We start from the raw sequence: 7529 nt of genomic DNA, 5'->3' as shown, positions 1-7529 counted from the left end.
GGGGAGTACGGCGCGTGGGTCCCTGGCGAGCGGACCGACGCCTACCGGGTCGGCGGCGAGGTGGCGCTGTTCGACGACGAGGGCGGGTCCCGGGTCTCCGGCGAGGACTTCGCGGCCGCCATCGTCGACGAGATCGAGAAGCCGGCGCACCACCGGGCGCACATCGGCGTCGTCAGCTGACCCTGTCCGGCTGACCCTGGCGGCGCCGGGGGTTACACGCCGCGGTTGCGGCGTCGTACGGCGCGCAGCGGGCGACCGCCGAGGTAGGAGCGCCGGGAGTCGACGAGGAACCCCTGGCGCAGTGCCTCGCGACCGATGAGCATCCGGAAGCCCATCTCGTCACGACTGCTGAGCGTGACCTCGGCGGTGACGGTCCGGTCGTGCAGGCGCACGTCCATCAGCACGACGTACCGCTCCTCGGAGTGGCCCGACGAGCTGCGCACCACGCGCTTGTCGTGCACCGGGCACTCGTGCTGGACGGCGTCATCCTCGGACCGCTGCCACGGCCGGAGGGAGAACCGCACCCACGGCCGGCCGTCGCGGGAGAACTCCTCGACGCCGAAGGCGTGCACCGACGACGAGCGCGCCCCGGTGTCCAGCTTCGCCTTGATCCACTCCACCCGGGCGTCGGGAAGGGTGACCCACTCGCGCCAGCCGGCGACGATGGTTGGATGGGGATCGGCCACGCCCCCCATCCAATCAGGCACCCGTCCCATTCAGGCCCCCATCCCCATCAGGTGGAAGAGTGAAGCTCGCGATCCTGTCCCGCGCCCCCCGGGCGTACAGCACCCAGCGCCTGCGCACGGCCGCCCTCGACCGCGGCCACGAGGTCAAGGTCCTCAACACCCTGCGCTTCGGCATCGACCTGTCGGGCAAGGAGCCGGACCTGCAGTTCCGGGGCAAGCAGCTGTCCGACTACGACGCGGTCCTGCCGCGCATCGGCAACTCGATCACCTACTTCGGCACCGCCGTGGTCCGCCAGTTCGAGCAGATGGACGTCTACACGCCCAACACGGCGTACGGCATCTCCAACTCGCGCGACAAGCTGCGCGCGACGCAGATCCTCTCCAAGCACGGGATCGCGATGCCGGCGACGACCTTCGTGCGCGACCGTGCCGACGTGATCCCGGCGATCGAGCGGGTGGGCGGCGCGCCGGTCGTCATCAAGCTGCTGGAGGGCACCCAGGGCATCGGGGTGATCCTCGCCCCGGACATCAAGGTCGCCGAGGCGATCATCGAGACGCTGCAGAGCACCAAGCAGAACGTCCTCATCCAGCGTTTCGTCAAGGAGAGCAAGGGCCGCGACATCCGCGCCCTCGTCGTGGGCGACCGCGTCGTGGCGGCGATGCGACGGGTGGCGCAGGGCGACGAGTTCCGCTCCAACGTGCACCGCGGCGGCTCGGTCGAGCCGGTCGAGCTCGACCCGGCCTTCGAGGAGGCGGCCGTCCGCTCCGCCCAGATCATGGGCCTCAAGGTCGCCGGCGTGGACATGCTCGAGGGCAACGACGGCCCGCAGGTGATGGAGGTCAACTCCTCGCCCGGGCTCGAGGGGATCGAGACGGCGACCAAGCTCGACGTGGCCGGCGCGATCATCGACTACATCGACAACCAGGTCGCCTTCCCGCAGATCGACGTGCGCCAGCGCCTCAGCGTCTCCACCGGGTACGGCGTCGCGGAGCTGCTCGTGCACGGCGACGCCGACATCGTGGGCAAGTCGCTCGAGGAGTCGGGCCTGCGGGAGAAGGACATCTCGGTGCTGACCCTGCACCGGGGCACGGCGGTGATCCCCAACCCCCGCGGCAGCCACGTGCTCGAGCCGGAGGACCGGCTGCTGTGCTTCGGCCGGCTGGAGGAGATGCGCTCGATGATCCCCGAGCGTCGCAAGCGCCGGCAGAAGGTCAAGAAGCTCCCCAAGCACCCGATCCACGAGCAGGAGTGAGCGCCACGCGGCTCCCGAGTCAGTAGCCGCCCTCGGGCGGCACCATCTCGCCGCGGACCCCGAGCAGCCGCACCGGCCGCGCGTCGTCGAGCGCGAGGTAGAGCTCGTGGGCGGTGGACGCGAGGACGTCGACGTCGTACGTCGGGACGGCCAGCTTGCGCACCTTGGTTGACGTGAAGAACGGCGCCACCCGGACCTTGAGGTGCACCCGCATCGCCGGACGCTCCTCGCGTCGCAGGTCTGCCACGACCTGCTCGGCGAGCACCCGCAGCGCGTCGGGGACCTCGGCGGGGGTCAGGTCCTGCTGGTAGGTCGTCTCGTGGCCGTGCGCGCGGGCCACCCACGGGGTGTCGTCCGGCCAGGCCCGCCCGCCGCCGCGGCCGAGGCGTCCGACGTACGGCCCGTTGGTGGGGCCGAGCTCGGCCACCAGCACCTCGTCGGGCGTGCTCGCGAGCTCGGCCACCGTCTCGATCCCGAGTCCGGTGAGCCGCGCCGCCGTCCGCGGGCCGACGCCCCACAGCGCGGTCGTGGGGCGCTCGCCCATCACCTCGAGCCAGGTGTCGCGGGTGAGCCGGAAGGTGCCCCGGGGCTTGCCGAAGTCGGTCGCGATCTTGGCCCGCACCAGGGTGTCGCCGATGCCGACCGAGCACCACAGTCCGGTGGCGTCGAGGACGGCCTGCTGGACCTGTCGGGCGGTCGCCTCAGGGTCGTCGGTGTGGACGCCGACGAAGGCCTCGTCCCAGCCCAGCACCTCCACGACGGTGTCCGGGAGGTCCTTCAGGGTCTGCATCACCCGCTCCGACGCGGCCTCGTAGACGGCCCGGTCGACGGGCAGCAGCACGGCCTCCGGGCTCCGGCGCACGGCGACGCGCAGCGGCATCCCGGACCGCACCCCGTGCTCGCGGGCCTCGTACGACGCGGTGGAGACGACCGCCCGCTCCGTGGGGTCACCGCGTCCGCCCACGATCACCGGCAGCCCCACCAGCTCGGGCCGGCGCAGCAGCTCCACGGCGACGAGGAACTGGTCCATGTCCACGTGCAGCACCCAGCGCGACGGCTCGGCGGGGTTCGTGGTCACCTCCCCATCATGGCCGGGACCGGGGGCGCGGCCGGATCAGGACGCGGGGCCCTCCCACCACGGGTCGGTGATCTCCCGCAGCTCGGCGAGCAGGGCTTGCAGCTCGCGGTAGCGCTCCGCGCCGAGGTGGCGCGACCACTCGCGGGCGATCCGGCGCTCGACCGTGCGGGCCTCCCGCTGCGCGGCCCGGCCCCGGTCGCTGAGGCAGACGAGCCGGGCGCGGGCGTCGGTCGGGTCGGGGCGCCGCTCCACGTACCCGGCGCGCTCCAGCTGGTCGACGAGGTAGCCGGCCGTCTGCTTCGTGACCTGCGCGGCCTCGGCGAGCTCGGTCAGCCGGGAGCCCCGGTCCCCGAGGCGCGCGGCGATGCGGCCCTGGGCGAGGGTGATGTCGTCGTACCCGTGCTCCCACAGGTGCTCGACCACCCGCTTCTCGACGTGCCGCTGCGCGACGAACATCAGCACCGCGGGGTGCGGCTCGGCCATGGGAACCTCCTTGACAAGATGGTCAGTCTATCTGACCATTGATTGGTCAGGGAGACTGACGACTGGAGGACCGCGATGGAGCGCGACGAGGTCTGGCGACACACGACGGGCGCGCGGGTGGCCCTGCGCGAGGTCCTCCGCGACCTGTCGCCGCAGGAGTGGGAGCACCCGTCGCTCTGCGACGGATGGCGGGTGCGGGACACCGCCGCCCACCTCATCTCGGGGCCGCAGATGCGGGCCTCCAACACGGTGCGCGCGATGTCGGGTGTGTGGCGCGGCTACAACGGCGCGATCCTCCACGACGGGCTGCGGCGCGGCAGGGCGCCCGTCGCCGAGATCCTCGCCCAGTACGACGAGTGGGCCGAGGTCCCCCGGGGGCCGCTCACCGTCACCCACGTGGAGCCGCTGATCGACGCGCTGGTGCACGGCCAGGACGTCGTGCGCCCGCTCGGACGCACGATCGTGGTGTCGCCCGAGGCGGCCGCCGTCGCTGCCGACCGGGTGTGCGCGATGCCGTGGTTCTTCGGCACCCGCACGCTCCTGGCCGGGGTGCGGATGGTCGCCACCGACACCGACTGGGYGCGTGGCTCCGGTCGCGAGGTGCGGGCGCCGATGCTCGACCTGCTGATGATGAGTGCGGGTCGTCCCGGGCCGGGGGACGGCACGCGCTGACCCGATCGGCGCCCTGACACACTGGCGCCGTGATCGATCCGCTCCAGACGGTCCTCATCGTGGCCGCGCTCGTCCTCGCGCTCGTCACGGGTGGCTACGTCGCCCTCGACCGCAGCCCCGACCGGGTGCTGATCGCCCTCCTCGGCCTCCTCGAGATCGGCCTGGTCGTGCAGGCCGTCATCGGCATCGCCCAGCTCGTCGGGGGCAGCGGCGACCCGTCGATCACCTTCGTCGGCTACCTGCTGGCCGCGCTCGTGGTGCTGCCGCTCGGCCTGCTCTGGTCGCTGGGGGAGCGCAGCCGGGGCGCGACCGCCGTCCTGATCGTCGCGCTGCTCACCGTCGCCTTCCTGGTCGTCCGGCTGGAGCAGATCCATGCCGCGGCCTGAGCATGAGGCGACCCGGCGCCGCTCCACGTCGAGCGGTCTCGGGCGTGCCCTCGTCGCGACGTACGCCGTCTTCGCGCTCGCCGCGACCGCCCGCAGCGCCGTCCAGCTGCTGACCAAGGCGTCCGACGCGCCCCTGGCCTACGCGCTGTCGGCGGTGGCGGCCGTGGTCTACGTGCTGGCGACCCTCGGGCTCGCCGAGGTGGGCCCGCGGCCCCGCGCCATGGCGTGGGGCGCCGTCGGCTTCGAGCTCGTCGGCGTCCTCACGGTCGGGACGCTGACCGTCCTGGACCCCGAGCTGTTCCCGGACGCGACGGTCTGGTCGGCCTACGGGCAGGGCTACGGCTACCTGCCGCTGGTGCTGCCGTTCCTCGGCATCGCCTGGCTGCTGCGCACCCGGCCCCGCGCCGCCCGTCCCTGAAAGGGGAGTCCCCACAGGACGAGCACGAGCGGACGCCCCGACCGGTCAGGCCGCGGAGCCGCCGGTGGTCGCCGGGAACTCCTGCATCGCGTGGTCGGCGATCTTCTTCATCATCCAGGCGTCCAGGCCGCCGCCGATGAAGCCCCCGATGACCGGGACGCCGCGGCCGAAGCGGCCGATGGTCCTGACGCCGACGCTGCGCATGAGGTTGAAGCCGACCGCCTTGTTGACCATCATGATGGCCGCCGGCGGCATACCGCGGGTGGCAAGCGTGGCGAGGCGGCCGCCGCCGGTGCTCATGCCGGCCTTCTCGAGGACGTCGTCGGCCCGGGAGCCGACCAGGGTGAGAAGGACGGCGGACCGGATGCGCTCGTCGGACAGGTCGTAGCCGCGGAGCTGCGCGATGGCGCCCACCATCCGGGTCGCCTGGACGTAGAACTCCAGGACGTTGGCGGGCAGCGCGACCGGCAACGTGACGAACCCGCCGACACCCGTGACGAAGCCGCCCACGCCGCCGCCCAGGGTGCCGCCCCGACCGACGGCCTTGAGGGCCTTCTCGGTCGAACCCTCCTTGCGGAGCGCCTTGTCGGCGATCTGGGACGCCGAACGGATCGGTCCTCGCCCGTCCAGGCCGATGTCGAGCAGCATGTCGATGACGCGGTGGATGGGTCCCGAGTCCTTGGAGGGGTCCTGGGCGGCCTCGAGGGCCGATCGGGTCTCCTCGACCTGCTCGCGCTTCGGGGTGAAGAGGTCGAACAGGCCCATCGTTGCTCCCTGGTGCGGTCTGGCGGATGACTCACGGTTGGTCCGCGATCCTGTCACGGAGCCCCCAGCGCCGGATCACCCTCAGGGACAGCGCCGTCACTGGGGTGGTGCGCCGGTACGACGTCAGCGGTGCTGGCGCTCCACGGGTCCGTGCGTCGGCGTGGGCTCGTCCTCCAGCGTGGCGGCGACCGAGACGGTCAGCCCGCCGAGCAGGAAGCCGGCGACGGCCGCGGCCAGGGTCGAGGTCTGCATCGGGTCCTCCTCGGTGATCGGTCTCTCTGGTGGTGGGGTCTCAGTGGGTCGGGTGGCCGGCGTCGTGCAGGTCGTGCGTCAGCGCGTGGCCTCGACCGCGGTCGATGAGGGCACGGTTGACCGGGAACGCGACGACGAAGGCCGCGGCGAGCGCGAGCATCATCGACAGCCAGAAGATCGGGTCGACCAGCCCGGCCTCCATGGCGCCGGGGACCAGGACCATCACGGCGTTGTCGACGACCTCCATGGTGAGGATCGACAGGGTGTCGGCGGCGAGCACGACCTTGAGGGCCGCGCCGAACRCGATCCCCGACTGCACCAGCGGCAGCGTGGACAGCAGGTAGCCGAAGACGAAGGCCAGCGCCACCGAGAGGGCGACCGTGACGCCGGTGGCCAGCCCGGCCGCGGTGCCGATCATCAGCCCGAGGATCTCGCCGATCGCGCACCCGGTGAGGCAGTGCAGGGTCGCGCTCGCCGCCATCGCGTTCCGGGAGCCCATCGCATTCCGGGAGCCCGTGGCGCTGTGTGGGTCCATCAGCGCACCACCGACCGGAACCCGCGCAGCCGCAGGCTGTTGGTGACCACGAAGACGCTGGAGAACGCCATCGCCGCACCGGCGAGCATCGGGTTCAGCAGGCCCGCGGCGGCGAGGGGGATCGCGGCGACGTTGTAGGCGAACGCCCAGAACAGGTTGCCCTTGATCGTGCCCAGGGTGCGCCGTGACAGCCGGATCGCGTCGGCCGCCACTCGCAGGTCGCCGTGGACCAGCGTCAGGTCGCTGGCCTCGATGGCCACGTCGGTGCCGGTGCCCATGGCCAGGCCCAGGTCGGCCTGCGCGAGCGCGGCCGCGTCGTTGACGCCGTCGCCGACCATGGCCACGACCCGACCCTCGTCCTGCAGGCGGGTGACCACGTCGACCTTGTCGGCCGGCAGCACGTCGGCGATGACGTGCTCGATGCCGACCGCCTCGGCGACCGAGCGGGCGGCCGCCTCGTTGTCGCCGGTGAGGAGGTACGGCGTGAGGCCGAGGTCGCGGAGCATCCGCACCGCCTCCCCGGAGGTCTCCTTGACCGTGTCCGCGACGACGACCACGCCGGTCGTGCGCCCGTCCCACCCGACCTCGATCGGGGTGGCGCCGGCGGTGTGGGCGCGGCCGACGGCGGCCGGCAGCGGGTCGTCGCCGGGGTTGCGCGCCGGCTGGCGGCGTACGACATCCGAACCGTCCGCGGGAGTGTCGTCCGCCGCCAGTCGGGGGCGGCGGGCGAAGACACGGTGCCCGTCGACGGTGCCGGTGACCCCGACCCCGCCGGTGGCGACGAAGTCGGTGACCGGTGCGTCGGAGCCGGCGTGGGCCGCGATGGCCCGCGCGATCGGGTGCTCCGAGGCGTGCTCGAGGGCCCCGACCAGGCGGAGCAGCTCGTCCTCGTCCACCCCGGGTGCCGCGGTGACCGAGGCGACGGTCATCGCGCCGGTGGTGACGGTGCCGGTCTTGTCGAGCACGACGGTGTCGACCCGACGGGTGGACTCGAGCACCTC

11 protein-coding genes and 1 pseudogene are annotated in these 7529 nt (G+C 72.8%); 5 read left to right on the top strand and 7 right to left on the bottom strand.

The window, feature by feature from the left end:
* Nucleotides 1-180: pseudogene (locus tag ACXJKL_RS09770) on the top strand (NAD-dependent epimerase); the annotation flags it as partial.
* A 32-nt stretch (nt 181-212) separates the two neighbouring features.
* Here the strand turns inward: ACXJKL_RS09770 and ACXJKL_RS09765 are convergent.
* On the bottom strand, nt 213-686 hold the full coding sequence (locus ACXJKL_RS09765) for an ATP-dependent zinc protease family protein (RefSeq protein ID WP_457206868.1): 474 nt from the start codon (nt 684-686) through the stop codon (nt 213-215).
* A gap of 59 nt (nt 687-745) precedes the next feature.
* Here ACXJKL_RS09765 and ACXJKL_RS09760 point away from each other — a divergent pair, with 59 nt between their 5' ends.
* Entirely contained in the window at nt 746-1939 is a 1194-nt protein-coding gene (locus tag ACXJKL_RS09760; RefSeq protein WP_457206867.1) for a RimK family alpha-L-glutamate ligase, read from the top strand.
* Between the two features lie 19 nt (nt 1940-1958).
* Here ACXJKL_RS09760 and ACXJKL_RS09755 read toward each other — a convergent pair whose 3' ends face one another.
* Nucleotides 1959-3017, bottom strand: a complete 1059-nt coding sequence (locus ACXJKL_RS09755; RefSeq protein WP_457206866.1) for a DNA polymerase IV — start codon at nt 3015-3017, stop codon at nt 1959-1961.
* A 36-nt stretch (nt 3018-3053) separates the two neighbouring features.
* Nucleotides 3054-3500: a MarR family winged helix-turn-helix transcriptional regulator gene (locus ACXJKL_RS09750; protein WP_457206865.1), complete on the bottom strand. Its 447-nt coding sequence runs from the start codon at nt 3498-3500 to the stop codon at nt 3054-3056.
* Between the two features lie 75 nt (nt 3501-3575).
* Between ACXJKL_RS09750 and ACXJKL_RS09745 the strand changes: the two genes are divergently transcribed.
* From ACXJKL_RS09745 to ACXJKL_RS09735, 3 genes are read left to right on the top strand one after another with little or no spacing between them, the layout of a single operon-like run.
* Nucleotides 3576-4172, top strand: a complete 597-nt coding sequence (locus tag ACXJKL_RS09745; protein ID WP_457206864.1) for a maleylpyruvate isomerase family mycothiol-dependent enzyme — start codon at nt 3576-3578, stop codon at nt 4170-4172.
* A 29-nt stretch (nt 4173-4201) separates the two neighbouring features.
* Nucleotides 4202-4558 (top strand): hypothetical protein, encoded by a 357-nt coding sequence (locus ACXJKL_RS09740; protein WP_457206863.1) that lies wholly within the window; start codon nt 4202-4204, stop codon nt 4556-4558.
* Nucleotides 4545-4976 carry a hypothetical protein gene (locus ACXJKL_RS09735; RefSeq protein WP_457206862.1) on the top strand — a complete coding sequence of 144 codons (432 nt, stop codon included), beginning with the start codon at nt 4545-4547 and terminating at the stop codon, nt 4974-4976. The genes ACXJKL_RS09740 and ACXJKL_RS09735 overlap by 14 nt, the downstream gene beginning before the upstream one ends.
* 45 nt (nt 4977-5021) lie before the next feature.
* On the opposite strand, the gene ACXJKL_RS09730 is transcribed toward ACXJKL_RS09735, so the two are convergent.
* The 4 genes from ACXJKL_RS09730 to ACXJKL_RS09715 all read right to left on the bottom strand — a co-directional run.
* Entirely contained in the window at nt 5022-5741 is a 720-nt protein-coding gene (locus ACXJKL_RS09730) for an EcsC family protein (protein ID WP_457206861.1), read from the bottom strand.
* Between the two features lie 123 nt (nt 5742-5864).
* The gene (locus tag ACXJKL_RS09725; RefSeq protein ID WP_457206860.1) at nt 5865-5993 is read right to left on the bottom strand and encodes a hypothetical protein; all 129 of its coding nucleotides are present in this window, start codon (nt 5991-5993) and stop codon (nt 5865-5867) included.
* 40 nt (nt 5994-6033) lie between these two features.
* On the bottom strand, nt 6034-6492 hold the full coding sequence (locus ACXJKL_RS09720; protein WP_457206859.1) for a DUF4396 domain-containing protein: 459 nt from the start codon (nt 6490-6492) through the stop codon (nt 6034-6036).
* A 35-nt stretch (nt 6493-6527) separates the two neighbouring features.
* Nucleotides 6528-7529 (bottom strand): HAD-IC family P-type ATPase (locus tag ACXJKL_RS09715; RefSeq protein ID WP_457206858.1); only part of this gene is annotated, 1002 nt, incomplete at its 5' end.

The sequence above is a fragment of the Nocardioides sp. P5_C9_2 genome, from assembly GCF_054049555.1.
This window is presented reverse-complemented; position numbering and strand designations above follow the sequence as displayed.

What these genes read in the sequence shown, in the direction of transcription:
- ACXJKL_RS09735 (WP_457206862.1), top strand. Translation starts at nt 4,545, where the DNA reads ATGCCGCGGCCTGAGCATGAGGCGACCCGGCGCCGCTCCACGTCGAGC.
- ACXJKL_RS09750 (WP_457206865.1), bottom strand. Translation starts at nt 3,500, where the DNA reads ATGGCCGAGCCGCACCCCGCGGTGCTGATGTTCGTCGCGCAGCGGCAC.
- ACXJKL_RS09730 (WP_457206861.1), bottom strand. Translation starts at nt 5,741, where the DNA reads ATGGGCCTGTTCGACCTCTTCACCCCGAAGCGCGAGCAGGTCGAGGAG.
- ACXJKL_RS09725 (WP_457206860.1), bottom strand. Translation starts at nt 5,993, where the DNA reads ATGCAGACCTCGACCCTGGCCGCGGCCGTCGCCGGCTTCCTGCTCGGC.